Source organism: Streptomyces sp. NPDC044061 (assembly GCF_056434305.1).
On sequence record NZ_JBWKFL010000002.1, the window covers coordinates 245,207 to 270,136 of the forward strand.

The 24,930-nt window shown below is 73.5% G+C and carries 19 protein-coding genes and 1 pseudogene; 12 read left to right on the forward strand and 8 right to left on the reverse strand.

Going from position 1 to position 24,930, the window contains the following annotated elements; all coding sequences use genetic code 11:
- Positions 1-34 precede the first annotated feature (34 nt).
- Entirely contained in the window at positions 35-493 is a 459-nt protein-coding gene (locus AC07CM_RS03630) for an RrF2 family transcriptional regulator (protein WP_478874676.1), read from the reverse strand.
- Positions 494-568: 75 nt separating this feature from the next.
- Here AC07CM_RS03630 and AC07CM_RS03635 point away from each other — a divergent pair, with 75 nt between their 5' ends.
- Positions 569-3,544, forward strand: a complete 2,976-nt coding sequence (locus tag AC07CM_RS03635; RefSeq protein WP_478874677.1) for a glycoside hydrolase family 35 protein — start codon at positions 569-571, stop codon at positions 3,542-3,544.
- 6 nt (positions 3,545-3,550) lie between these two features.
- On the opposite strand, the gene arfA is transcribed toward AC07CM_RS03635, so the two are convergent.
- Positions 3,551-5,071 carry an arabinosylfuranosidase ArfA gene (gene arfA / locus AC07CM_RS03640; RefSeq protein WP_478874678.1) on the reverse strand — a complete coding sequence of 507 codons (1,521 nt, stop codon included), beginning with the start codon at positions 5,069-5,071 and terminating at the stop codon, positions 3,551-3,553.
- 288 nt (positions 5,072-5,359) lie between these two features.
- A pseudogene (locus AC07CM_RS03645) lies at positions 5,360-5,670 on the reverse strand (hypothetical protein); the annotation flags it as partial.
- Between the two features lie 201 nt (positions 5,671-5,871).
- Here AC07CM_RS03645 and AC07CM_RS03650 point away from each other — a divergent pair.
- Genes AC07CM_RS03650 through AC07CM_RS03660 form a run of 3 tightly spaced genes read left to right on the forward strand, consistent with a single transcriptional unit; the run spans position 5,872 to position 9,093 of the window.
- On the forward strand, positions 5,872-6,477 hold the full coding sequence (locus AC07CM_RS03650) for a toxin-antitoxin system, toxin component family protein (RefSeq protein ID WP_478874679.1): 606 nt from the start codon (positions 5,872-5,874) through the stop codon (positions 6,475-6,477).
- Positions 6,474-7,703 (forward strand): MAB_1171c family putative transporter, encoded by a 1,230-nt coding sequence (locus AC07CM_RS03655; RefSeq protein WP_478874680.1) that lies wholly within the window; start codon positions 6,474-6,476, stop codon positions 7,701-7,703. Before AC07CM_RS03650 ends, AC07CM_RS03655 begins: the two co-directional genes overlap by 4 nt.
- The gene (locus AC07CM_RS03660; RefSeq protein ID WP_478874681.1) at positions 7,696-9,093 is read left to right on the forward strand and encodes an NAD(P)/FAD-dependent oxidoreductase; all 1,398 of its coding nucleotides are present in this window, start codon (positions 7,696-7,698) and stop codon (positions 9,091-9,093) included. Before AC07CM_RS03655 ends, AC07CM_RS03660 begins: the two co-directional genes overlap by 8 nt.
- 273 nt (positions 9,094-9,366) lie before the next feature.
- Here the strand turns inward: AC07CM_RS03660 and AC07CM_RS03665 are convergent, their stop codons facing one another.
- On the reverse strand, positions 9,367-10,215 hold the full coding sequence (locus AC07CM_RS03665) for an SMP-30/gluconolactonase/LRE family protein (RefSeq protein ID WP_478874682.1): 849 nt from the start codon (positions 10,213-10,215) through the stop codon (positions 9,367-9,369).
- Positions 10,212-10,985: an IclR family transcriptional regulator gene (locus tag AC07CM_RS03670; protein WP_478874683.1), complete on the reverse strand. Its 774-nt coding sequence runs from the start codon at positions 10,983-10,985 to the stop codon at positions 10,212-10,214. Before AC07CM_RS03670 ends, AC07CM_RS03665 begins: the two co-directional genes overlap by 4 nt.
- 130 nt (positions 10,986-11,115) lie before the next feature.
- On the opposite strand from AC07CM_RS03670, the gene AC07CM_RS03675 reads away from it, so the two are divergent.
- Positions 11,116-11,673, forward strand: a complete 558-nt coding sequence (locus AC07CM_RS03675) for a hypothetical protein (protein WP_478874684.1) — start codon at positions 11,116-11,118, stop codon at positions 11,671-11,673.
- A gap of 6 nt (positions 11,674-11,679) precedes the next feature.
- Here AC07CM_RS03675 and AC07CM_RS03680 read toward each other — a convergent pair whose 3' ends face one another.
- Positions 11,680-12,510, reverse strand: coding sequence for an oxidoreductase (locus AC07CM_RS03680; RefSeq protein WP_478874685.1), 831 nt, complete (start codon positions 12,508-12,510; stop codon positions 11,680-11,682).
- A gap of 93 nt (positions 12,511-12,603) precedes the next feature.
- Between AC07CM_RS03680 and AC07CM_RS03685 the strand changes: the two genes are divergently transcribed.
- Entirely contained in the window at positions 12,604-13,515 is a 912-nt protein-coding gene (locus AC07CM_RS03685; protein WP_478874686.1) for a LysR family transcriptional regulator, read from the forward strand.
- 444 nt (positions 13,516-13,959) lie between these two features.
- On the opposite strand, the gene AC07CM_RS03690 is transcribed toward AC07CM_RS03685, so the two are convergent.
- The gene (locus AC07CM_RS03690; RefSeq protein ID WP_478874687.1) at positions 13,960-14,835 is read right to left on the reverse strand and encodes an ATP-grasp domain-containing protein; all 876 of its coding nucleotides are present in this window, start codon (positions 14,833-14,835) and stop codon (positions 13,960-13,962) included.
- Between the two features lie 135 nt (positions 14,836-14,970).
- On the opposite strand from AC07CM_RS03690, the gene AC07CM_RS03695 reads away from it, so the two are divergent.
- From AC07CM_RS03695 to AC07CM_RS03710, 4 genes are read left to right on the forward strand one after another with little or no spacing between them, the layout of a single operon-like run.
- Positions 14,971-16,038, forward strand: coding sequence for a MerR family transcriptional regulator (locus AC07CM_RS03695; RefSeq protein ID WP_478874688.1), 1,068 nt, complete (start codon positions 14,971-14,973; stop codon positions 16,036-16,038).
- Between the two features lie 19 nt (positions 16,039-16,057).
- Entirely contained in the window at positions 16,058-16,663 is a 606-nt protein-coding gene (locus AC07CM_RS03700; protein ID WP_478874689.1) for an O-methyltransferase, read from the forward strand.
- A 39-nt stretch (positions 16,664-16,702) separates the two neighbouring features.
- Positions 16,703-18,151 carry an acyl-CoA synthetase gene (locus AC07CM_RS03705; RefSeq protein WP_478874690.1) on the forward strand — a complete coding sequence of 483 codons (1,449 nt, stop codon included), beginning with the start codon at positions 16,703-16,705 and terminating at the stop codon, positions 18,149-18,151.
- On the forward strand, positions 18,144-19,496 hold the full coding sequence (locus tag AC07CM_RS03710; RefSeq protein WP_478874691.1) for a carboxyl transferase domain-containing protein: 1,353 nt from the start codon (positions 18,144-18,146) through the stop codon (positions 19,494-19,496). Before AC07CM_RS03705 ends, AC07CM_RS03710 begins: the two co-directional genes overlap by 8 nt.
- A gap of 1 nt (position 19,497) precedes the next feature.
- On the opposite strand, the gene AC07CM_RS03715 is transcribed toward AC07CM_RS03710, so the two are convergent.
- A complete protein-coding gene (locus AC07CM_RS03715; RefSeq protein WP_478874692.1) occupies positions 19,498-23,112 on the reverse strand; it encodes a S8 family serine peptidase in 3,615 nt (1,204 codons plus the stop codon).
- Between the two features lie 229 nt (positions 23,113-23,341).
- Here AC07CM_RS03715 and AC07CM_RS03720 point away from each other — a divergent pair, with 229 nt between their 5' ends.
- Both AC07CM_RS03720 and mreB read left to right on the forward strand, forming a co-directional pair.
- Positions 23,342-23,686, forward strand: coding sequence for a CU044_2847 family protein (locus AC07CM_RS03720; protein ID WP_478874693.1), 345 nt, complete (start codon positions 23,342-23,344; stop codon positions 23,684-23,686).
- 180 nt (positions 23,687-23,866) lie between these two features.
- Positions 23,867-24,904, forward strand: coding sequence for a rod shape-determining protein MreB (gene mreB / locus AC07CM_RS03725; RefSeq protein ID WP_478874694.1), 1,038 nt, complete (start codon positions 23,867-23,869; stop codon positions 24,902-24,904).
- The last annotated feature ends 26 nt before the right edge of the window (positions 24,905-24,930 follow it).

Here is a 24,930-nt window from a genome sequence, read left to right on the forward strand (position 1 = left end):
GGATTTTCACGTCCCCGTGGACGGGTTCACGGGTTCACGGGTTCTCCCAGGCTGCCGGCTCCGCCGCCAGCGCGCGTACCGACTCGGGGAGGGCGTCGGTCGCGAGGTCGGCGATCGTGACGCCCTCCAGGATGCGGCGGACATTGGCGCGCAGGGCGATCCAGAGCGGGAGGAGGGGCTGGGCGGTGCCGGTGTAGGCGAGCCCCGTCGGGCGCTCACCGCGTACCGACACGATCGGGCCGTCAACCGCCCGGATGACATCCGCCACGGTGATGGCGGCCGCGGCCCGGGCCAGCCGGTAGCCGCCGCCCCCACCGCGCCGGCTGTCGACGATTCCGGCACGTCGCAGATCGCCCAGGATGCCTTCCAGGAACTTGTGGGGGATGTCCTGGACAGCGGCGATTTCCTCTGCCTTCACCGGGCCGTTACCGTGTCGTACGGCCAGCTCCAGCACCGCCCGTACCGCGTAATCCGCCCGCGCCGAGATCCTCATGGGTCCATTGTGGGGCGTATCTCCATGGAGAATGGCCGAACCGCGCCCCCGTAAGATCGCCCGGGAGGATCCACCTTGGCGCTCAGCAGACGTACCTTCAGTGCCCTGGCCGGCTCGGCCGCGCTCGGCTTCGCCCTGGGCGGCAGCGGCGGCCCCGGGGCGTCCTCGGCGTACGCGGCGCGCAGCGTGCCGACCGGTCCGGCCCCCGCTCCGCCCAGCGCCGACGGGGAGCGTCACACCATCGGCTACGACCACTACTCCCTGCTGGTGGACGGCAGGCGGCTGGTCGTGTGGTCCGGCGAGATGCACCCCTTCCGGCTGCCGAGCCCGTCCCTGTGGCGGGACGTGCTGCAGAAGATGCGGGCGCACGGCTACAACGCCGTGAGCATCTACGTGTCGTGGAACTACCACTCCCCCGCGCCCGGCCGGTACGACTTCTCCGGCGTCCGCGACCTCGACCTGTTCCTGCGCATGGCCACCGAGACCGGCCTGTACGTCATCCTGCGGCCCGGCCCGTACATCAACGCCGAGGTCGACGGCGGCGGCTTCCCGGGCTGGCTCACGGCGACGAAGGGGACGGCCCGCACCGCCGACCCGACCTATCTGGCGCACGTCGACGAGTGGCTCACCCAGGTGAACCGGATCGCCCGCCGGCACCTGTTCACCCAGGGCAAGGGCACGATCCTGCTCTACCAGATCGAGAACGAGTACGACGCCCATGCCGGGGAGGCGACCGGCCGGGACTACATGTCCCATCTGTACAAGAAGGTCCGTAACGACGGGATCGACGTACCCCTCTTCCACAACGACAAGGGGCGCAACGGCTACTGGGTCCCGGGGTCCTTCGACACGGCCGGGGAGAAGGGCGGCTGGCTGTACGGCTTCGACGGGTATCCGTCGCCGTCCCAGACCCCGCCGGACTGGGGTCACTTCGGGCCCGGCGGAGCGACCGGCGGCGCCACCGCCTCGCCGCACACGCCCGGATTCGTGCCCGAGTTCGGGGGTGGCTGGTTCGACCCGTGGGGCGGCGCCTGGTTCGACGGCAAGGGGTACGCCGAGTCGCGGCGCACCCGGGACGCGGCCTACGAGCGCCGTTTCTACCTCACCAACCTGGCCAACGGGATCACCCTGCACAACGTGTACATGACGTTCGGCGGGACGTCGTGGGGCTGGCTGCCCGCGCCGGTCGTCTACACCTCGTACGACTACGGGGCGGCGATCGACGAGGGGCGCAACGTCACCGACAAGATCGCTCCGATGCACCAGCTCGGGCACCTGCTGCAGCGCGTGCCCGACTTCGCCCGGCTGGACCGGGCCGCGGACGTCGAGGTGAAGGGGCTGAAGGTCTACCACCTGACCAACCCGGACACCGGCGCCCATGTGTACGTAGCCCGCAACGACGGCACGGAGCCGGTCGTCACCGATCTGCCCACGGACGCCGGGCACCTGCGGATCACCGTGCCCGCGCGCGACGCCCGCATGCTGACCACCGGACTCCGCCTCGGCCTCGGCAGGCGGACCCTGAAGTACTCCACCGCGCAGCCCATGCTGTGCGTGACGGCCGGACGGCAGGACATCGCGGTGTTCGCGGGCCGCCGGGACGACATGGCCGACCTGGTCCTGAAGTGCCCGGAGGAGCCGTACGTCACCCGGCTCGACCCGGAGGCCGCCTGGGCCTACGACAGGAACGAGCTGCACGTCAACGCGCCCCTCGGCCAGGGCGGTCTGACCCGCGTGATGGTCGAGAAGGGCGAGAGCGAGACCCCGCTGCTGCTGCTCTTCGCCGACGACGCCACCGCCGTGCGCATCTTCCCGTACGACACCCCGTCCGGCACCCTGCTGGTGTACGGTCCGGCGCTGCTGCGCCACGCCGAACTGCGTGGCTCCGAGGTCCACTTGACGGGTGACGTGACCGGGGAGACCAGCGTGGAGGTGTGGGGGCCGCGCGGCATCTCGAGTGTGGTGTGGAACGGGCGGAAGGTGCCGACCCGGGTCACCTACTCGGGCAGCCTGATGACGACCGGAATGCTGCCCGCCGTGCCCGAGGTGGGGCTGCCCGCGCTTGGCGGCTGGCGAATGCGCACGGAGAACCCGGAGGCGGGACCGAACTTCGACGACTCGGACTGGAAGGCCGCCGACAGGACGTCGTCGTTCAGCACCACGCCCGTCCCGGAGGACCAGCCGGTGCTGTTCGCCGACGACTACGGCTTCCACTACGGAGACGTCTGGTACCGGGGCACCTTCACCGACTCCTCCGGCATCGAGGAGGTCTCGCTCGCCTACTCCACCGGCACCCAGGGCCTGCTGATGGCATGGCTGGACGGGGAGCCGCTGGGCACCCACCGGATGCCGGTGCCGGACAAGAACACCACGACCAGGAAGGGCAGCTGGGACGCCACGGCCGTCCTCCCGGTGGACGAACGACTGCGCTCGCCCGGCCGGCACGTGCTGTCGGTCCTGGTCCGGCGCATGCAGCACGACCAGGACGGCAAGGCGCTGGACACCCACAAGGCCGCCCGCGGGCTGACCGCCGCCCTCTTCCGGGGGGCGGCGCCGAGGGTGACGTGGCGGATCCAGGGCGAGGCGGCGCCGGACCCGGTGCGTGGGCCGCAGAACAACGGCGGCCTGTACGGCGAACGGCAGGGCTGGCACCTGCCCGGTTTCGCCGACCGGGACTGGGAGGCGGTGACCTTCCCGCGGGCCGAGCGGCGCCAGGGAGTGACCTGGTACCGGACGGCCTTCCGGCTGTCCGTGCCGGCCGACATCGACGCCTCGGTCGGCCTGACCCTGGAAGACGACCCGTACCGGGCCTACCGCGCGCAGATCTTCCTCAACGGCTGGAACATGGGCCAGTACATCAACAACGTCGGTCCGCAGCACACCTTCGTCCTGCCGAACGGCATCCTGCGCACCCGGGGCACCAACACCCTGGCGCTGGCGGTCCTTTCGGAGTTCACCTCGCTGTCCGGGCCGGGGAAGGTACGGCTGACCCTGCTGGGCCGGGCGGCCGGAGGAGTACCGGTGACCCCGGTGCCCTCCCCCGGCCGCTGATCTCCGCTACGTCACCCGGATCACGTTCCAGGACAGCGGCTCCAGCACGGCGGTGAGGGTGCCGTCCCGCAGGGCGGTGCCCTCGACCCGGTGCGGGGTGACCCGCTCGGGGTCGTCCAGGGTGTTGCGGGCGTCGGGGTCGGCGTCCGCCAGGGCGCTGTGCTCGGTGACGGACGTCAGGTCGAGCCCGCCCAGGGCGACCTCGAGCGGCAGCGGCTCCGTGCGGTCGCGATTGACGGCGAAGACGGTGACCGTGCCGTCCTCGGCGCGGACGGCGGTGGCGTGCAGCAGGTCCGCCTCGCCGTACTTCCTCGTCTCGTACGTCGGCGAGTCCACCCGGACGTCGAGGACCTCGCCCCTGCCGTACCGGGAGGCCTGCGCGAACGGGTGGAACGTCGTCTGCCGCCAGGCCGGGCCGCCCGGCTCGGTCATGATCGGGGCGATCACGTTGACGAGCTGGGCCAGGCAGGCGACGGTGACGCGGTCGGCGTGCCGGAGCAGCGCGATGAGGAGCGAGCCGAAGACGACCGCGTCCGTGACGCTGTAGTTGTCCTCCAGCAGGCGGGGGGCCTCCGGCCAGTCGCTCCGGTCGATGGTCCTCGCGTGCTCCTCCCAGCGGGAGAGGTACCAGACGTTCCACTCGTCGAAGGAGAGGTTGATCTTCTTCTCGGACTTCAGGCGGGCACCGACGTGGTCGGCCGTGGCCACCACGTTCTCGATGAAGGACTCCATGTCGACGGCGGAGGCCAGGAAGGAGTCCGCATCGCCGTCGACGGGCTCGTAGTAGGCGTGCAGGGAGATGTGGTCGACCAGCTCGTACGTCTCCCGCAGGACAGTCGCCTCCCACTCGGCGAAGGTGGGCATGGCCTGGCTGGAGGAGCCGCAGGCGACCAGCTCCACGGAGGGGTCGATCTGCCGCATGGCCCGGGCCGTCTCGGCCGCGATGCGGCCGTACTCCTCGGCCGTCTTGTGGCCCGTCTGCCAGGGGCCGTCCATCTCGTTGCCGAGGCACCACAGCCCGATGCCGAAGGGCTCCTTGTCGCCGTGGGCCGCGCGCAGGTCGGAGAGGGCGGTTCCGGAGCGGTGGTTGGCGTACTCCTGCAGTTCCAGCGCCTCGGCCACGCCCCTCGTGCCGAGGTTGACGGCCATCATGGGCTCGGCCTGGGGGCCGATCTTCTTCAGGAAGGCGATGTACTCGGAGAGGCCGAAGCGGTTCGTCTCGGTGGAGTGCCAGGCGAGATCGAGTCGGCGGGGGCGGTCCTCGACGGGGCCGACGGAGTCCTCCCACCTGTAGCCGGACACGAAGTTGCCGCCGGGGTAGCGGATGGTGGTGACGCCCAGTTCGCGGACGAGGTCGAGGACGTCGGTACGGAGGCCTTCGGCGTCGGCCGTGGGGTGGTCCGGCTCAAAGACGCCGGTGTAGACGCAACGGCCCAGGTGTTCCACGAAGGAGCCGAACAGACGAGGGTTGACCGGGCCGACCGTGAAAGCGGGGTCGAGGGTGAAGCGGGCGGTGCGCTTGCTCATGGGGTCCTTTCGAGTCACTTCGGAACAGGCCAGTCGGAGCGCCAACCCAGCTCGTCGAGGCCCAGCTTCGGGGTGCCGTCGTCGTCCGCGTCGTAGTAGTGGTACGCCAGCCAGGTCTTGCCGTGGGTGCGGAACGCCGACTCTCCGCCGGGGCGATGCAGCGGCCGTGGGACGCCAGGAACAGGTCGCCGCCGCCCTCCAGCAGCGGCTTGCCCGTACTGTCCGTGTACGGGCCCGTCACCGACCTCGAACGGCCGATCCGGATCCCGGTACCTCGAGTTCACGCCCGCGGTCGTTGGTCCACAGACCGATGGTCTGCAGCCCCTTCTTCTGTACCTTCCTGGCCTTCTTCAGGACGTCGAACCACTCGGTGGTGGAGGTGACCGGGATCATCAGGCCGTCGTCGCCGAGCAGGCCCGCCTTCTTCAGCACGCAGCCGTCGCCGCCGCTGAAGAGGTTCCAGTAGCGCACCCGGTACGCCCGCCGGAGGCGAGCGCGTCGGCCCCGGTGCCGAGGGCCGCGAAGCCGAGGCTCGCGGCGACCGTCAATTCGCCCGCCGCTCCCAGAAGTTGCCTGCGATTCAGGCCAGGTTGTCCCATACCTTGCCCCACTGTTCGATATATCGAATGACGCCCGTAACTTCGAACGGACCGTAAATTCGAAGCGCTTGCGCGTCAATGGGTTGGACAAAGCTCATAGGTGGTTAGCCCTTGAACTACGGCCGTTGGATCGCATGACGCGGACACATCCGGGCGCGTACGCTCGGACGAGCCGCACACCGGCGGTGAGAAGGGGGAACGATGACCATCGCGGGCGCGCGAGAGCGGGCGGCACGGCTGGCCGGACGGCTGCGCGGCTCGCGTCCGGGCTCGGCGATGCGCTCGCTGGCCGCCGACCTCGCCGCCGCCGTCCGCGCACGGCCGCAGGCGCCGGACGGCGTACGGGACTTGTGCCGGGTGCTGTGCGAGGAGATGAGCGCACGACGGGCCGGGCGGCCGGTGGAGCTGCGCTTCGAGCGCTTCCCGGACGAGATCGAGGTCACCGGACTGTGGGTGGAGTTCCAGGACTTCGACCTGGTCATCGTGGAGGAGCGGGCCGAGGCCGTGCAGCAACTGGTCATTCTCGGCCATGAGTTGTGGCACCTGCACGTCGGGCACCGGCACCACCACCTGGCCGGGGCCGCGGCGGCCCGCGCGCTCGCCGGTGAGCCCCGCCGGCGGGACATGGTGCTCACGGTGGCCGCCCGCAACGGCTCCCGGGAGGCGGACGAGGCCGAGGCCGACGACTTCGGCCACCGCCTCGCCACTCTCTTCCGGCCCCACCTCGACGGCACCGGACCGGGCGCGCCCCTCGACCCCGTCCAGCGTTCACTCGGCTATCGCGGACGCGGAGGAGCCACGCGGTGACCCTGCCGGCGCACGACCCGTCGGACTTCCTCAGCGAGTTCTACATCTCCTTCTGGATCCCCACTGCGGTGCTCACCGCCGCCCTGGTGATCAAGCTGCCCACGATCATCCGGCTGTGGCGGGACCCGCTGCTGCGCGCGGTCGGCGGACTGCTGCTGCTCGCCTGCGCGGTGTTCGTGTTCTGCACGCCGTCCACGATCGCCGCCGTCAACCGGCTCACCGGCGTACCCAACGTGTCGGCGCCCTGGTGCTATTCGCTGATCACCGCGTTCTGCGGGTCCTGCCTGCTGCTGATCATCACCTGGCGCAACGGCCTGTCCGACCGCTCGGCCGCCACCCGCCGCGCGATGCGGTGGGTGATCTCGGTCTACTCCGGAGTGGTCGTCGCGCTCTGGCTGCTGTTCCTGCTCGCCGACGCTCCCGTGGAGCGGCTGCGGGACCTGGACACGTACTACGCCACCACCCCGTTCATGCGCGAGGAGATCCTGCTCTACCTCGTCGCACACGCCGTGGCCTGCCTGATCACCTCCAGGCTGATCTGGAACTGGGTGCGCACCGAGGGGCTGGACGCCTGGCTGCGCTGGGGCCTGAAGCTGCTCGGCGCCGGCTACGTGCTGAACCTGATCTTCGACGCGTCCAAGCTGGTCGCGGTCGTCACACGCTGGTTCGGGCAGAACCTGGACTGGCTGAGCACCAACCTCGCCCCGCCCGTCGCCGCGCTGTCCGCCATCCTGATCGCGGTCGGCTTCATCCTTCCGCACGCCGGCCAGTACCTGCACGACCGCTGGCTGGTCCGGCTCGCCCACCGCGAACTGCGGCCGCTGTACCAGCTGATGCGGACCGCGAGCGGGGAGGGCGTGCCGTTCGTGCTGCGGGCCACGCCCGAACTGCGGCTGACCCGGCGCGAGACGTTCATCCGGGACGTGCTGCTGCCGCTGGCCCGGCGCATCGACACCGGACTCGGCAGGCGGTCCTACGACGCGGCCCTCGGCCTCGGGCATCCGCCGGAGCGGGCCCGGGCACTGGCGGCCGCGGTGAGCATCCTCGACGCGATCGAGACGAGGGGCCGTGACCCGGAGCCCTCCGAGGTCCCGGCCGGGCCCGACACCACGAGCCTGCTCCAGGAGATCGGGGCCGTCTCCCGAGCCCTCCGCCGTCCCGACGACATCGAGGCGGTCCGCGCGCGTGCGGCCGTCCCAGCAGAGAGCGTTGCCGTACATGAGTGAACGCAAGCCCGCCGCCGTCGTCCTCGGCGGCTCCCTCGCCGGGCTGCTCGCGGCCCGCGCCCTGGCCTCGACGGGCGCCCGGGTGACCGTCGTCGAGCGGGACGCGCTGCCCGCGGGCCCCGAGCCGCGCAAGGGGCTGCCGCAGGCCCGGCACGTGCACCAGCTCTGGTCCGGCGGAGCGCGTGCGCTGGAGCAGCTGCTGCCCGGGGCGATCGGGCGGCTGCGGGCGGCCGGGGTGAGCCGGGTGCCGATGACCACGGACATGGTGGCGCTGTCGCCGCACGGCTGGTACCGGCGGTGGGCCGAGTCCGCGTTCATGCTGCCGGCCGGCCGGGACCTGCTGGACTGGGTGGTACGGCAACTCGTGCTGGCCGACGGGGACATCGAGCTGGTGGAGCGGGCCGAGGCGGTGGGTCTCACGGGCACGGACGCGGCGGTGACGGGGGTACGGATCCGGGCGCACGGCGAGGGCGAGCGCACCCTGCCGGCCGACCTGGTCGTGGACGCCACGGGCCGCGGCTCCCGGGCCTCCCACTGGCTGACCGAGCTGGGCCTGCCCCGGTCCGAGCGGCGGGAGGTCGACTCGGGCCTGGTGTACGCCAGCCGCCTGTTCCGGGCGCCGGAGCAGGCGGCCCGGGACGGCTTCCCCGTCGTCAACATCGAGCCCGACCCGCGGGGCGCGGGGACCGGGCGCGGGGGTGTGCTGATGCCGGTGGAGGACGGCCGGTGGATCGTCACGCTGTTCGGCGGCAGAAGCGACGAACTACCCACCACGGCCGGCGACTTCACCCGGTACGCGTACGAGGAGCTGCGCCACCCGCTGATCGGGGAGCTGCTGGCGAACGCGGAGCCGCTGACGGAGGTGGCGGTCACCCGGACCACCGCGAACCGCCGCCACTTCTACGAGAAGATGCCGGCGTGGCCGGAGAACTTCGCTGTCCTCGGGGACGCGGTGTGCGCCCTGAACCCGGTGTACGGCCACGGCATGGCCGTCTCGGCCCAGTCCGCCCTGGCCCTGCGGGACGTGGTCCGCCGTCACGGGATCGGCACCCCCGGCCTGTCGCGGCACGTGCAGAAGGCGGTCGGGCGGACGGTACGGGCGGCCTGGGACCTCGCGATCGGGGCGGACGTCTTCTACCCCGGTGCCACGCAGTCCGGCCCCACCCTGCGGGACCGCCTCCTGTCCGCCTACGTGGCCCGGCTCCTGCGCACGGCGACGGGCAACGGCCGCATCGCCCGCAGGGTCACCGACGTCACGGCCCTGGAGCGGGGGGCGGAGGCACTGCTGGCGCCGAGCGTGGTGCTGGCGGCGGTGGTGGGGCCGTTGAAGCCTCCGCTCTTCGCTCCGCCGTTGACGGTGGAGGAGCGGAAGGCCGCGGGTGTTTTGTAGGCGGGGTCGGGTAGCGCCGTTGTGCCGCGGCCCGTGTGCGGGCTGCGGGTGCGTGGGGGCTGGTCGCGCGGTTCCCCGCGCCCCTGGGGGGGCAGCACCGTCGGCGGAGTGCGTCGGCCGACTGCGGACCGCGACGCCCGCGCGGCTGCGGGCAGTCGTGCCTCCCCCAGTGCCTCAAGGGCCTGGGGGGACCCCCAGGCGGCACGGGTGGGTGCAGCGGCACTCCGCGGGCGCGGCTGAGCGATGCCCACCCGCGCCCGGCATCGTCACCGCTCAGCCCGCGAACGCCGGTTGGGGGAGGCCCTTGCCGGCGCCCGGGACCACCAGGACCGAGCCCGACAGGGGGTGCGGTGAGGACAGGCCCGTGCGGCCCGTCGTGATGTACAGGTCGGTCAGGTCGGGGCCGCCGAACGTGCAGGCCGTCGTGCGCGGGGTGGGCAGCCGGACGACCCGGTCCAGCTCGCCGGACGGCGTGTAGCGGCGGACCGCTCCCCCGTCCCACAGGGCCACCCACACGCAGCCCTCCGCGTCGACCGTCAGGCCGTCCGGGAAACCGGCGCCCTCCTCGATCTCGACCAGGGTGCGGCGGTTGCGGACGGTCCCGCCGTCGTGGTCGAAGACGTCCACCCGCCGCGTCGGCGTGTCGGCGTAGTACATCAGGCCGCCGTCCGGGCTCCAGCCGGTGCCGTTGCTGACCGTGACGTCGGAGAGGACCGTCCGCACGTCTCCGTCTCCGGTCAGGCGGGACAGCGTGCCGCCGCCCGTCGCCTCGTCGTAGCGCATCGTGCCCGCCCACAGGGACCCGTCGGGGGCGACGGCCGCGTCGTTGGCGCGGCGCCCGGGTACCGGCTCGTGGTGCAGCCAGCGGAAGGTGCCGTCCGGGTCGAGCAGGCCGACGCCGTCCCTCAGGTTCAGCACCAGGCCGCCGCCCGCCCGGGGCTTGGCCGCGCCGACGTGCTGCTCGGTGGTACGCGCCGTACGACGGCCCGACGCGGGGGCGTACGTGTGTATGCGCATGCCCAGGACGTCCAGCCAGACGAGCCGGCCCGTCGCCGGGTCCCAGGTCGGGCCCTCGCCGAGCGCCGCCTCCGCGCGCACGGCGACCTCGTACCCGGCCGTCATGCCACGCTCCGGTGGCCCAGCCGCTCCGAAAGCTCCGCCGCGCCCTTGGCGGACAGCTGCTCCAGCTCCGTCCGGCGCTCGTCGCTCCAGCGGATCATGGGGACCGAGATGGACAGGGCGGCGACCACCTGCCCGGCCCGGTCGCGCACCGGGGCCGCGACACAGGACACGTCCGGGTTGGACTCGCGGCTCTCCACCGCGATGCCCCGCTGCCTGATCTCCGCGAGGGCCTCGCGCAGCGCGGCGGGATCGGTGATGCTGTTCGGGGTCATGGCGGTCAGCTCGGCGCCGTCCGGTATCCGCGCCGCCAGTTCCTGCTCCGGCAGCGAGGCCAGCAGCATCTTTCCGACGGAGGTGCAGTGGGCGGGGAGGCGACGGCCCGCGGCCGAGACCATGCGCACCGCGTGCGTGGAGTCGACCTTGGCGATGTAGATGACGTCGGTGCCCTCGAGGATGGCCACGTGGACGGTCTCGTCGCAGGTCTCCGCCACCGAGCGGGCCACCTGCTGGCCCTCGGCCGCGAGGTCGAGCTGCTCGGCGTAGCGGCTGCCGAGCTGGTACGGCCGTACGCCGAGCCGGTACCGTCCGGGCTGTCCCGGCACGGGCACGATGTACGAGCGTGCGGCGAGCGTGGTGACCAGCTCGTGCACGGTGGTGCGCGGCAGCTGCAGCTTGCGCACGATGTCGGGGGCGGAGAGCGTCCCGTCCCCGTCGAGGAACAGCTCAAGAATGTCGAGAGCCCGGGTCACGGCAGGCACGAGGCGTCCCACGTCCGGCCCCCTCCCTTGGGTCTAAGCGCCTGTGTTCGAGATTTCAACAGACGATCGGCATGACGAACACAGGCTAGCCATGCGGGGTTGCGCGGGCAATGGCCCGGGACGGGCCGGGCACCATGGGGGCATGCGACTCGACTTCCAGCTGGTGCTGCTGCGCCGCATGGCCGACCACAATCCGGACCTGGTGGAGGCGGCCCGGCGCACTCTGGGCGCGTCGGTCGCGGACATGCGGGAGGCCAACAAGCACTGGCAGGCCATGGTCCGGTCCCCGAGGTCCCGGTCCGCCGCCGCCCGCTACCGGTCGGTGCTCGGCGAGCCCGAGGCCGTGGCCGAGCGCCGCCTCGGGGACGTCGACTGCGAGGCCCGTCAGTGGGCGCTGCCGCTCTGGCCGGGCCTGCGCTTCGAGGTGCTGGTCTCCCCCGACGGCGCGGTGTGGAACGAGTGGCTGGTGCGGGCGCCGGGTGCGCCGGCACCGGTGCTGCGCACGCTGCACGACCTCACCCCGTGGTCCTGCACGGTGGACGAGGCCGCCCGCGCCTTCGCCCCGGCGCGTCCGCTGGAGGGCACGGCCCCCACCCGCTGGGGGCTGGCCTTCACCGCCCCCGACCGGGCCGGCGTACGGCACGAGGTGGTCGCCGAGTTCACCTGGGGGCTGCTGCAGCGGACCGCTGTCCGCGGCTGAACCCGCTCAGGCGTCGAAGCCCGTCGCCCTGGCCTGCTTCTCCCACGCGGTGACGTCCCCGCGGACCTGGTCGAGATGGGCCAGCACGGCGCTGACCGCGTCGTCGCCGAGGGTCAGCCGCAGCGGGGTGGGCTCCGCCTCCAGCGCGGCCAGGATGAGGGCCGCGGCCTTGGCCGGGTCGCCGGGCTGGGTGCCGTCGCCGCCGGAGACGAACCCGCGGGTCTCGCCGACCTTGGCGTACACCCCGCTGTCCGCGCTGACCCCGGCCCGGCTCGTGTCGAAGATCGAGGTCCGGAACGCGCCCGGCTCCACGATCAGCACCTTGACGCCGAACTCCCGCACCTCGTCCGCGAGCGCCTCGGACATGCCCTCCAGCGCGAACTTCGTCGCGCTGTAGGCGCCGAAGCCCGCGAAGGACATCTGGCCGCCCATGCTGCTCATCTGCACGATCGCGCCCGAGCGCCGCCGGCGCATGTGCGGCAGCACCGCCCGCACCAGGGCCGCCGGGCCGAAGACATGCAGGTCGAACAGGTCCCGCAGCTCCTGCTCCGTGGTCTCCTCGAGCGCGCCGACATGGGTGCGGCCCGCGTTGTTGACCAGCACGTCGATCCGGCCGTGCCGCGCCACCACGTCCTGTACGACCGCCTCGATCGCGGCCGTGTCGGTGACGTCGAGCCGCAGCGCCTCCACCTGGTCGGGATGCGCGGCCACCAGCTCGTCCAGCGCCTCCGGGCGCCGGGCCGCACCGATCACCACGTCACCGGCGGCCACCGCCGTCTCGGTGATCGCCCGCCCGAAGCCACTGCTCGCACCGGTCACCAGCCATACCTTGTTCACGGCAACTCCCGTTCGCACCTGCGTTTCCGACACGAACCAGCCTGCTGCGGAATGGCGTTGCCCGTCCAAGACCCATGGTGATAGCCATCGGTTATGACCATGGACGTCCGCGCCCGGGACCTGCGCTACTTCGTCGCTGTCGCCGAGGAGCTGCACTTCACGCGCGCGGCCGAGCGTCTGTACGTGTCACAGCCCGCGCTCAGCAAGCAGATCCGGGCACTGGAGCACCTCCTGAGGGCCGAGCTGTTCCTGCGCGACCGGCACGGGGTGGCGCTGACGGCCGCCGGCGAGGCGCTGCTGCCGCACGCACGCCGGGTGCTGGCCGCGTGGGAGGCGGGCACGGCCGCCGTGGAGGCCGCCAAGGCGGCGCAGCGCAGCACGCTGGTGGTGGGCATGAGCACAAGTCCCGGCCGGGGCGGGCTGCTGCCGGCCATCCGCTCCCGCTTCACCACCGCCCATCCCGGGACCACTCCCCGGCTGCGCCAGGTGAGTTGGGAGGACCCCACGGCCGGCCTCGCGGACGGCAGCGCCGACATCGCCTTCGTGTGGCTGCCGCTGCCCGACGAGGAGCGCTACGCCTGGACGGTGCTCGCCGAGGAACCCCGCCTGGTCGCCCTCCCGGACACGCACCCGCTCGCCGCCCGTGCCGAGGTCGAGTTCGCGGACCTGCTGGACGAGCCGTTCCTCGCCCTGCCGAGGAGCGCGGGCCCGCTGCGCGACTACTGGCTCGCCCTGGAGGCCCGGGCGGGCCGGCCGCCGCGCATCGGAGCGGAGATCGCCGGGGCGGAGGAGACGTACGAGGCCCTCGTCGCCGGCCTCGGCGTCTGCCTGGTCGCCGAGGGCAACGCCCCGCTGATCACCCTGGGCGGTGTCACCACCCGCCCGGTCCGCGGCATCGGCCCCAGCCGCTACGCCCTGGCCTGGCGCCGCGAGGACGAAACCCGCCCGCTGGTCCGCGCCTACGCGGAGGCCTGCCGAGCAACAGTCGCCGGCGAGACGCCGTAGTTCCTGCCGGGCCGTCGCCCGGGTCCGACCGCCCTGGCCCCGCAAAGCCGCCGGGTCTCGTCCGGCCGCGGAATCCCGCACAGCCGGCGGCTCTCCTCCGAAGGTCCGATAACTTCCGGACGGCCGGTCTCCCCCCAGCCGTCCGCCCCCTCACAGCCGCCGATGCCACACGGCCACCGGTCCCACACAGCCGCCAGGTCCCACACAGCCGCCCGATGACACACGACCGCCGGTCGGGCAGCGCTGCCTGATCCCGCGCCAGCCGCCCGGCCCCGCACGGCTGCCCGATGCCACACGACCGGGGCCACCGGCCAGCAGCGCCACCGGTCCACACAGCCACCAGGCCCCCCACAGCCACCCGATGCCACACGACCGCCCGTCGGCAGCGCCGCCGGTCCGCACGGCCGCCAGATCCCGCACAGCCGCCCCGTCCGCGCGGGGCGCCTACCCCTGTGCGGCTGCCGTCAGGATTGCTTCCGTCACGTGGGGCAGGGAGGCCGGGTGCAGGTACAGGAACAGGTTCGGCTCCACCAGTTCCAGTTCCATCACCCGGGGGTGCCCGTCCTCACCGTCGACCAGGTCGACGCGTGCGTACAGCAGTCCCGCCGTGTCCGGTACAGCCACCAACGCCCGTTCCGCCACGGCCAGTTCGGCAGCTATCGGCTGCCACGGCTCCAGGTCGGGGTGGGCGACCTTGTCGGCGTCGTAGGGGGTGCCGGGCGCGAGGACCGCGCCCTTGCGGCTGGCGTGCAGCAGGCGGCCGCCGAAGAACTGCAGCGCCCGCTCCCCGCTGACGTCGATGCCCCGCACATACGGCTGCACCATCGCGGTGAAGCCCTCCGCGTGCATCCGGGCCAGCTGCCGTACGGCGGTCTCGTGCTCGGCGGGGGTGTAGCGGGCGGCGAACCGGGCGCCCGCGCCGGAGGTCGGCTTGATCACGTACTCGTGGTCGGTGGGCAGGTCGGCCGGCTCGCCGGGAGCGAGGTAGCGCGTGGGGACGGTGGGCACACCGGCCGCCGCGAGGTCGCCGAGGTAGCGCTTGTCGGAGTTCCAGCGCACCGTGGCGGCCGGATTGGCGATGCGGGTGGCCTTGCCGACCCGCTCCACCCACGCCCCGAACTCCTCGGCACGCCAGCTGTAGTCCCAGGTCGAACGGATGACGACGAGGTCGTAGCCGCCCCAGTCGGTGTCCGGGTCGTCCCAGGGCCTGGCCTCGGCCTCGGCGCCTGCCTCCGTCAGCGCGCCCACCAGCACCGGCAGGTCGCGATCGCGGTGCGGCTCGGCTCCGCAGTCGTAGGTGGCAAGGGCGATACGGGGCACGGCGCGCTCCCTGTCGTACGGCGGTTCGATCACCGGTGAGGCTAACAAGCGCCCGCGGAACCGGGACAGCCCATTTGACCTTCACCTTTGGGGAAGCCCCAGCATCGGTGGCGGACGACGAGGAGCGAGGTGCTCATGGAGTTGCTGACGATCGGCGCCTTCGCCAAGGCGAGCCGGCTGTCGCCGAAGGCGCTGCGGCTGTACGACGAGCTGGAGTTGCTGCGGCCCGCACGGGTCGACCCCGACACCGGCTACCGGTACTACGCCGTGGCGCAGCTCGGACGGGCACGGCTCGTGGGCTGGCTGCGGCGGCTGGGCATGCCGCTGGCCGAGATCCGCGCGGTGTGCGCCCTGGACGCGGCCGGTGCCGCCCGGGAGATCCGGGCCTACTGGGCGCGCGTCGAGGCGGACACGGCCGTAAGGCGGGATCTCGCCGCGTTCCTCGTCGACCAGCTGACCGTCGAGTCGAGAAGGGACCACACCACCATGCTGGAACTGCGTTATGCCGCCCACACCGACCGTGGGCACGTCCGTCCCGCCAACCAGGACACCGTGTACGCGGGCCGCAGGCTGCTCGCCGTGGCCGACGGCTGCGGGCCGGCGGGGGCGCTCGCCAGCAGCGCGGCCGTGGAGGCGCTGAGGTTCCTGGACGAGGGGGAGGAGCCGGCCGCCGGCAACGTGCTGAACCTGCTGGCGGACGCCGTACAGGGGGCGAACGAGGCGATCGGGGATCTGGGAGGCGAGGGCGAGACGGTCGGCACCACGCTGACCGCGCTGCTGTGGACGGGGTCGAAGCTGGCGCTCGTGCACGTCGGGGACTCGCGTGCGTATCTGCTGCGGGACGGTGAGCTGTTCCGGATCACCCACGACCACAGCGTGGTGCAGTCGCTGATCGACGAGGGGCGGCTGACGCCCGAGGAGGCCGCGAGCCATCCGCAGCGGGCGCTGCTGCTGAAGGCCCTCGGCTCGGGCACGCCCCCGGTCCCGGACCTGCGGCTGCACGAGGCCCGGCCGGGCGACCGATACCTGCTGTGCTCCGACGGCCTGTCCGGGGTCGTCCCGGACGAGCGGATCCAGGCGGCGCTGGCCGCCTCCCAGGCCCCGGACACCACGGTGCACATCCTGATAGACGCGGCGAACACGGCCGGAGGGCCGGACAACGTCAGCTGCGTCGTCGCCGATGTGGTGGAGGCGGCGGCCTGAGCCGGGCAGGATCGGGTCCATGGCACTGACCGGAACGCACGCGTACACCGCCATGGACCGGCTTCCACCGTTGGTGGAGGCGGCCCTGGCCGCCGCCCGCACCCACCGTTTCCCGTACTCCTGCCGCCCCGAACAGGGCCGCCTGCTGCACGCCTTGGCGGCAGGCGCCCGGGCCCGCATCGGGGAGACCGGCACCGGGCTCGGGGTGGGGCTGGCCTGGCTGGCCTCGGGCGCGGCGCCGGGAGTGCGGCTGTACAGCGTGGAGCGGGACCCGGAGCGGGCGCGGTCGGCCGCGGAGGTCTTCGCCGGCCGCCCCGAGGTCACCGTGCTGAGCGGCGACTGGCGGCGGATCGAGGAGCACGGGCCCTTCGACCTGCTCGTGCTCGACGGCGGCGGGCAGGGGAAGGTGCCCGGGGACGCGCCCGCCGACGTCGAGCGGCTGCTCGCGCCCGGCGGGACGGTCGTCGTCGACGACTTCACGCCGGCGACCGGCTGGCCGCCGCTGCACGAGGGCGTGGTCGACCGGGCCCGGCTGCACTGGCTCGAGCATCCGGCGCTGCGGTCGGCCGAGCTGCGGCTCGCGGCGGACCTGAGCACGGTCGTCGGAACGCGGCGGCTGGTGTAGGAAGGTGCTGAAGTCCCCGAGCCCCAAGGAGTGCGCCGCGTGTCCTCCCTCTTCCCCGCCCTGGCGGACGGTCCGGGCGACCGGGTCGCCCTGCGGTTCGGCGAACGGTCGTTGACGTACGGCGCACTCGCGGGCGCCGCGGGCGCGCTCGCCGAGCGGATCCGCGGGACCGGCCGGGTCGCCGTGTGGGCGACGCCGGAGCTGGAGACCGCCGTCGCGGTGACGGGCGCGCTGCTCGCCGGAGTGGCCGCGGTGCCGCTGAACCCGAAGTCGGGCGAGAAGGAGCTGGCGCACATCGTGTCCGACAGCGCGCCCGAGCTGGTCCTGGCCGCTCCCGGCGCGGAGCTGCCCTCCGCACTCGGCGGGGTGGCCCGGCTGGACGTGGACGCGTACGCCACCGGCACCGCCCCCGAGGAGGAGGCCCGCGAGACCGACCCTGCGCTGGTCGTCTACACCTCCGGCACCACCGGCCCGCCCAAGGGCGCGGTCATCCCGCGCCGGGCGCTCGCCGCGACCCTGGACGCGCTCGCCGACGCCTGGCGGTGGAGCGGCGAGGACGTGCTGGTGCACGGGCTGCCCCTGTTCCATGTGCACGGGCTCGTGCTGGGCGTGCTCGGCCCGCTGCGGCGCGGTGGTTCGGTGCGGCACCTGGGGCGGTTCGGCACCGAGGGCGTGGCCCGGGAGCTGAACGACGGCGCGACCATGCTGTTCGGCGTGCCGACGATGTACCACCGCATCGCCGAGGCCCTGCCGGACGACCCGGAGCTGGCCAAGGGCCTGGGCCGGGCCCGGCTGCTGGTCTCCGGCTCGGCGGCGCTGCCGGTGCACGACCACGAGCGGATCCTGGCCGCTACCGGCCGGCGGGTGATCGAGCGGTACGGCATGACGGAGACGCTGATGAACACCAGCGTGCGGGCGGACGGGGAGGCCCGGGCCGGGACGGTCGGGGTGCCGCTGCCGGGCGTCGAGCTGCGGCTGGTGGAGGAGGACGGCACGGAACTCGCCGGGTACGACGGGGAGACCGTTGGCGAGATCCAGGTGCGCGGACCGAACCTGTTCACCGAGTACCTGAACCGGCCCGACGCGACCGCCGCCGCGTTCACCGCCGACGGCTGGTTCCGCACCGGCGACATGGCGGTGCGCGAGAGCGACGGCTACGTCCGCATCGTCGGGCGCAAGGCCACCGACCTGATCAAGAGCGGCGGTTACAAGATCGGGGCGGGCGAGATCGAGAACGCGCTGCTGGAGCATCCGGGGGTGCGGGAGGCGGCGGTCACGGGGGAGCCCGACCCGGACCTGGGCGAGCGGATCGTGGCGTGGATCGTGCCGGCCGACCCGGGGGCCGTGCCGTCCGCCGAGGAACTGGCCGAGCACGTGGCCCGGCGGCTGGCCCCGCACAAGCGGCCCCGCGTGGTCCGCCGGCTGGACGCGCTGCCCCGCAACGACATGGGAAAGATCATGAAGCGGGCGCTGGTGGCCGATGCCTGAGCGGCTGTCGGCACGCGAGATCCTGGCGCTGGTCGCGGACGAGGCGTCGTTCGAGGAGCTTCCCGTCGCGTCCCGGCACGCACAGGTGAACGGCCCCCTCGGCTGGCAGGGTTACGACGCCTCGCGCGCCCGCGCCGCCGAGCGCACCGGTGAGGAGGAGTCCGTCGTCTGCGGCACCGCGAGCGTCGGGGGCACCCGGGCCGTGCTGATCGCGTTCGAGTTCGGCTTCCTCGGCGGCTCTCTGGGCGAGCGCACCGGCGACCGTCTGGAGGCCGCCCACCGGCACGCACGGGCCCACCGGCTCCCGGTCGTGCCGCTGGTGGCGACCGGCGGCAGCCGGATGCAGGAGGGCATGCCGGCGCTGACCCAACTCCAGCGGGTGGCCCGCGAGTCGGCGCTCACCCGGGAGGCGGGGCTGCCGCAGGTCGCGGTCCTGCGGGATCCCACGACCGGCGGCGGCTGGGCCACGCTCGGCGCCGGAGCCGACGTGATCCTCGCGCTGCCGGGCGCCCAGGTGGGTTTCGCGGGCTCCCGGGTGCGGCCCCGGGACGCGGACCCGTCCGCCTACACGGCCGAGGCGCAGGTTGCGGCGGGGTCGGCGGACACGGTGGTACGGCCCGAGGAGCTGCGCGGCACGCTGGGCCGGTGGCTGCGGCTGCTCACCAGTCCGGCGCAGGAGGCTGCCGTACCGCGGGCCCTCGGCTCCGCCGCCCTCCCCGCCACCGGCTGGGAGGCCGTCCGCCGCGCCCGCTCCGCCGAACGCCCGCGCGCACAGGCCTACTTGGATGCCTACTTCACCCACCGGGTCTCCCTCAGCGGCGACCGCTGCGGCGGCACGGACCCCGACGGCATGCTGTGCGGGTTCGGTGAGCGGGACGGCCGTACCGTGGCGTACGCGGCGCAGACCGGGGCGGCGACCCGGCCGGCCGGGTACCGCACCGCGGCCCGGCTGATCCGGCTCGCCGACCGGCTCGACATACCGGTGCTGACGCTGGTGGACACGCCGGGGGCGGCCAATGACGCCGAGGCGGAGCGGCAGGGGGCCGGGGCCGCGATCGCCGAGGTGTTCGGGGCGGTGGCCTGCGCGCGGGTGCCGATCACCACGCTGGTGACGGGCGAGGGCGGTTCCGGCGGGGCGCTGGCGCTGGCCGCGCCCGGCAACACCTGGGCCACGCCGGACAGTTACTTCTCGGTGATAGCGCCGGAACTCGCCGCGGCCATCCTCAAGCGCCCCCCGCATGAGGTGGAGACGACCGCGGGACAGCTGCGCATCCGGCCGCAGGACCTGGTGGAGCTGGGGGTGGTCCGGGGCGTCGTGGAGCCCGCGGACCACCCCCACCCCTGAACTACCTCACGTCCACCGCCCGGATGATCTCCTGGGTCACCGCGCCGCCCTTGTCGTCGCGGGCCGAGGCCCGCAGGGAGAGGTGGGCGGCGTCGCGCGGCACGGCGATCGTGCCGCGCCAGGAGGCGCCACGGCCGGCGGTCAGCGGCACCGTCCGCCAGGTCGTGCCGTCGTCGTACGACACCTCAAGCCTGCCGCCGCCGAGGGTCCCGGTGCCGGCCGCGTTCGCCACGTACTCGGCGCCGAGGCCGACCGGTATCCGCTGCCCGGCCCGCACCCGGCCGGCGAGGTCGGTGTCGAGGTCGAAGGCAAGGTTGATCAGCGGCAGGTAGGTCCAGCGGTCCTCCGGGCCGGCCGCCGACCGGAAGGTCCACTCGGTGTGGCCCCTGGTGGCGGGCTGCCAGTGGCCGGCGTCCAGGGCGGTGTCGGTGACCACCTTGTAGGTGTGCTCGTCGGCGGGCGCGTCCCAGACGTAGACACCGGAGCTGGTGCGCCGGTCGACGAGCGTTCCGTCCAGGTAGACGGCGGTGGTCTGGCTCATCCCGCTGCCGTCGCTCCACACGTCGCCGAAGCCGGTGTGGTCGGGCCCGGAGTCGCCCCAGCCGGGGGTGTTCAACTGGATCTCGTTCCCGGCGCGTTGCTGCCCCCAGCCGAGACCGGTGCCCAGCCACGGGTGCCACACGGGACGGAACCAGTTCAGCTCCGACCGGCTGCCGCCCTCGTAGCGCACCAGTCCGCTGCGTTCCTCGAGCGCGTCCTCGTGGGCGGTGACGGACTCGTGCCAGAGCTGGCCGGGGCCGGTGGAGACGTAGTCGGTGCGCTCGGCGGGCAGGTCGACGCGCTCCTGGAAGCCGAGGCCGATGGGGAAGGTGCCGGTGATCGAGTACCGGAACTCGCCGCCGCTCACCGGCTCGGCGGCATGGAACCTGGTGTGCACGGCGGCCAGTTGACGCCCTGCGGGGGCGTAGGTGAGGTCCCGGTCCGGGATCGCGCCCGGGTGGCCCTCGGACAGGTCGTACATGTACGGCGAGTTGCGGGTGCCGGTCATCTCGACCTTCCCGGCCGCCCGCAGCCGGGCCGCGTCCGCCCGGCTCACCGTGGCGATCTGCAGGGGCCGGTCGGCGTTGTCGTCCGTGCCCCACCAGGCCATCAGCCGGCCCGGCGCGTCGTCCGTCACGAACAGCGCCCGGGCACCGGCGTCCTGGGCCGCCCGGGCCAGCGCGGCCGGGTCGGCGCCGTCGGCGAGGTGCGCGAGCACCGCCTTGCCGGACACACCGGTGAACGGCCCGTCCCCGACGTCGGCCAGCGGCAGCTTCGTCCGCCCCACGATCAGCCTGCCGCCCGCCTGTACGGTCGCCTCGCCGATCCCCTTGACCTCCAGCAGCGGCTTGCCCAGCCGCCACACGGTCCGGTACTCGAAACCACCCTGGGTGACCTTCCGGGTGGGCGCGGCGAAGACGCTGTCGTAGGTCAGGGGCACCTGGACCGCGCCGAACAGGTCGGCGCCGTTCGCCGTCCGGTCGTACTCCATGAGGAGCTGACGCGTCTCGGTGCGCCGGTCGACGTCCGCCACGATCTCCCTCAGCTCACGCCCGTCCAGGGTGACGTCCCGGTCTCGGTCGAGGGTGATCTCGGGGGCGGCGAGGAAGCCGAGGCCGAGGGAGTCGGCGCCGTGGCTGCCGCGCACGTCGAGGAAGGAGGTGAGGGAGTAGGTGCCGGGCTGCAGGCGCAGCTTCAGGGTGCCGGAGTCGCCGACGTGCGCGGGCTGGGCGTCCTCGCCCGCGGCGAGCCGCTGCACGGCGAGGTCGGCGGCGGTGGACGCCCCGTCGCGGTCCTTGACGTGGACGGTGAGCGTGTACCGCTCCTCCTCCTTGACCAGTCCGAACACGGTGTGCGCGAGCGGGGTGCCGTCCGGCCCGGAGGCCACGATCTGCCCGCTGCTCTGCCCGACCGCCGCCTTCGACGCGTCGCCGGTGACGGTGGTGGACGCGGTGCCGTGCGCGGGGACGGTGAGGGCGGAGTCGGCGAGGGTGGCCACACCGTCCGGGCCGCCCTGGACGGCGAGCGTCAGCCGCACGTCGTCGTCGGACGAGTTGGTGTAGGTGAGGGGCCGGGTGACGGGCTTGTCCGCCTCGTACGGCCAGCTGTGGAAGCCGAGGTCGGCGGAGCCGGTGGCGGTGATCCGCGCCCCGACCGCGTCGGGAACGCTCACCCGACCCGCACCCAGCTGGTAGGCGGAGGCGTCGAGGCGACGCGAGGTGGACATCAGCGCGTCCTTCAACCGCGCGCCGGTCCAGTCGGGATGGGCCTGGGCGAGCAGGGCGGCCACTCCGGCGACGTGCGGGGTCGCCATGGAGGTACCGCTCATGGAGGTGTAGTAGCCGCTGCCGGAGACTAGTTGGGACCGGGCGGCGAGGATGTCGACGCCGGGCGCGGAGATGTCCGGCTTCAGGGCGTTGTCGCCGTACCGGGGTCCGGCGCTGGTGAAGTAGGCGGCCTGGTCGCCGGAGTCCACGGCGCCGACGGTGAGGGCCGCGTCGGCGGCGCCGGGCGAGCCGATGGAGGACGGGGAGCCGGTGTTGCCGGCGGCGACGACGAAGAGGGCGCCGGTCTCCGCGGAGAGGGTGTTCACCGCCTGGGCCATCGGGTCGGTGCCGTCGCTGGCCTCGGTCGAGCCGAGGCTCATGGAGATCACCCGGGCGTGCACGTCCCGCGCCGCCCACTCCATGCCCGCGATGATCTGGGACTCGCTTCCCGAGCCCTGGTCGCTGAGCACCTTGCCGACCGCGAGGCCGGCGTCGGGCGCGACTCCCCGTTCCCTGCCGTCGGAGGCGGCGCCGCTGCCGCCGACGGTGGAGGTGACATGGGTGCCGTGCCCGTTGCGGTCGGCGACCTCCTGTCCTTCGACGAAGCTCCTGGTGGCGGTGACCCGGCCCGTCAGGTCGGGGTGGCTCAGGTCGACGCCGGTGTCGAGGACGGCGACGGTGACGCCCTTGCCGGTGAGCCCCGCGTCCCAGGCGGCCCGGGTGCCGATCTGGGCGTTGCTCTCGGCCATGTCGGCCTTGACGCGCCCGTCGAGCCAGACCTTGCCGACGCCGCCGCGGGTGAAGGACCGCCAGAAGGTGCGTCCCCGCTCCGCCTCGACGGCGGCACCGCGCAGACTCGGCAGTGCCCGGGTCCGCTCGGATCCGGCGGGGGTGGTGGCGCGGGCGCCCTTGCCGTAGGTCACGATCAGCGGCAGCGCGTCGGCCTCGGCGTCCGTGAGTCCCTGCCGGATCAGCCCGCTCACGTCGAACAGCCGCCGGTCCAGGGTGCCGGCCCGCAGATGGGGCAGCGCCTCGTCCGGTACGACGGTGATGTCGCCGTCGTTCACCTGCGTCCGCACCGCACCGGTGGCCCCTCGGGGCCGCTGCACGGTGACCGTCTTCCGGCCCCGCGCGAGATCGATGACGGTCACCTTGTCGCCGGTGACGAGGGTGACGGTGGTCGCGGCGCCCGGGGGGCGCCGGTCCGCGGCGGCGGCGGTCCGCGCGACCGCCGGGCCCGTCGGCAACAGGGCCATCGCAAGCCCCGCCGACAGCAGGGCCGCACCGCGTCTGACTGGTCCTCGCCTCATCCACGCCTCTTCTCGTCCGGGAGTGTCCGTCCTGGTGCGCCGAGTGCTGGGACGAGTGTCATGTGCCTTCTGTTGCAGGGGTGTTGAGCGGTCCTGGCGGAAACATGTCCTGGCGGCTTCCCGCCAACACGGCGCCCCGGCAGGGGCGGAACGGCGGACAGTCCCACTCCCCCTCCGCAACAATGGAGTTGGTCATGGATCGACGACACGGGGGGGGGCGGACAGCGCCATGAACAAGCTGATGGAGTTCACCACGGAGGACGGGGCCGTGGTCGTGGTGGAGGCCACGGACGCGGCGAGCGGCACCCGTCTCGTCTCGCGCGGCGAGGGCGGCCCCGCGGCCCAGACCACCCGCACCTTCGAGGGCGCGCTGGACGGGGTGCGCGCGGCGGCCCACTCCGCCCTGCGGGTCTTCCGGGACGGCACCCTGCGCCCCGACTCGGTGGAACTGGAGTTCGGGGTGAAGCTGAGCGCGGAAGCCGGCGCGGTGATCGCCAAGGGAGCGGCGGAGGGGCAGCTGGTCGTCAGGCTGAGCTGGGCGTCGGCGACGCCGGAGCCCGCGCCCGGCTCATGAGCGGCGCGGCCTGACCTCGCGACACACCGCGGTTCCGCGGTAAACCCCCCATTCAGCGGCACCCCGCCCGGCCCCCTCCAGAAGGCGCCCGCCCTTCGGCCCGCAGCAGGATGCAGAGACGGGGAAGAGGCCCGCCAACCGGTCGGCCGCCCAAGGCCTGCGCACTCGGGAGGATCCGCCGTGACCGTCAGTCTGGAGCGCTTGCGCCGCTGCCACTTCGCCGTCGACCTGGGCGCGGCCCACACCCGCGTGTATGTGAAGGGCGCCGGTCTCGTCGTCGACCAGCCCTCGGTCGCGGCCGTGAACACCCGTAACGGTGCGCTCATCGCGGTGGGCGAGTTCGCGGAGCAGATGACGGGGCGGACGCCGGACTACATCAGGGTCGTACGGCCGATCGCCGGTGGCACGGTGGTCGACATCGAGATGGCCCAGCGCATGCTGCGGCACCTGCTCGGCGACAAGATGCGCCGTACGCTGCGCCGCAAGCCGCGGCTGCGCGCGGCGGCCTGCACCCCGCACGACGCCGACCCGCTGGCCCAGCGGGCCGCGATCGAGACGCTGGTCGGGCTGGGCGCGCGGCGGGTGGAGCTGGTGGACACGCTGATCGCCGCCGCCGTGGGGTGCGGGCTGCCCGTGGATCGGCCCGAGGCCACCATGATCATGATGTGCGGGGCGGCGGCCACGCAGGTCGCGGTGCTCTCCCTCGGCTCCATCGTCACCGCCCAGCGGATCCCGGTCGGCGGTGAGGCCGTGGACCAAGCGATCGTGCAGCACCTGCGGCACAAGCACGCGCTGACGCTGCCCAGTCAGTCCGTACGGCCGCTGCATCTCGCCCTGTCCGGCAGCGGGCTCACCCCGGAGGGACCGGCCTCGACGGAGATCCACGGCCGGGACTTGGCCACCGGTCTCCCCCGCAGCGTGCGGATCGACACCGCCGCCGTGCGCGGCGCCGTCCAGGCTCCGCTGATGGCCATCCTCGACGGGATCGGCAAGGTGCTGCGCGAGTGCCCGCCCGACCTGGTGGCCGACCTCGCCGACCGGGGGATCATGATGGTCGGCGGCTCCGCTCTGCTGCCCGGCCTGGACCAGATGCTCCGGAAGGCGACCGGCGTCCCGGTGGACATCGCCGAACGGCCCGAACTGTGCGCCGTACAGGGTCTCGGCGCCATGCTGGAGGGCCACGTCGAGCCGCTCGTCCTCAACCCGCTGGCGGCCTAGCCGACCCGGCGGCACGGGCCCGGCGA

Coding starts and splice junctions, on each gene's coding strand:
- AC07CM_RS03630 (WP_478874676.1), bottom strand. CDS start 493: ATGAGGATCTCGGCGCGGGCGGATTACGCGGTACGGGCGGTGCTGGAG.
- arfA (WP_478874678.1), bottom strand. CDS start 5,071: ATGAGCAAGCGCACCGCCCGCTTCACCCTCGACCCCGCTTTCACGGTC.
- AC07CM_RS03650 (WP_478874679.1), top strand. CDS start 5,872: ATGACCATCGCGGGCGCGCGAGAGCGGGCGGCACGGCTGGCCGGACGG.
- AC07CM_RS03660 (WP_478874681.1), top strand. CDS start 7,696: ATGAGTGAACGCAAGCCCGCCGCCGTCGTCCTCGGCGGCTCCCTCGCC.
- AC07CM_RS03665 (WP_478874682.1), bottom strand. CDS start 10,215: ATGACGGCCGGGTACGAGGTCGCCGTGCGCGCGGAGGCGGCGCTCGGC.
- AC07CM_RS03675 (WP_478874684.1), top strand. CDS start 11,116: ATGCGACTCGACTTCCAGCTGGTGCTGCTGCGCCGCATGGCCGACCAC.
- AC07CM_RS03685 (WP_478874686.1), top strand. CDS start 12,604: ATGACCATGGACGTCCGCGCCCGGGACCTGCGCTACTTCGTCGCTGTC.
- AC07CM_RS03695 (WP_478874688.1), top strand. CDS start 14,971: ATGGAGTTGCTGACGATCGGCGCCTTCGCCAAGGCGAGCCGGCTGTCG.
- AC07CM_RS03700 (WP_478874689.1), top strand. CDS start 16,058: ATGGCACTGACCGGAACGCACGCGTACACCGCCATGGACCGGCTTCCA.
- AC07CM_RS03710 (WP_478874691.1), top strand. CDS start 18,144: ATGCCTGAGCGGCTGTCGGCACGCGAGATCCTGGCGCTGGTCGCGGAC.
- AC07CM_RS03715 (WP_478874692.1), bottom strand. CDS start 23,112: ATGAGGCGAGGACCAGTCAGACGCGGTGCGGCCCTGCTGTCGGCGGGG.
- AC07CM_RS03720 (WP_478874693.1), top strand. CDS start 23,342: ATGAACAAGCTGATGGAGTTCACCACGGAGGACGGGGCCGTGGTCGTG.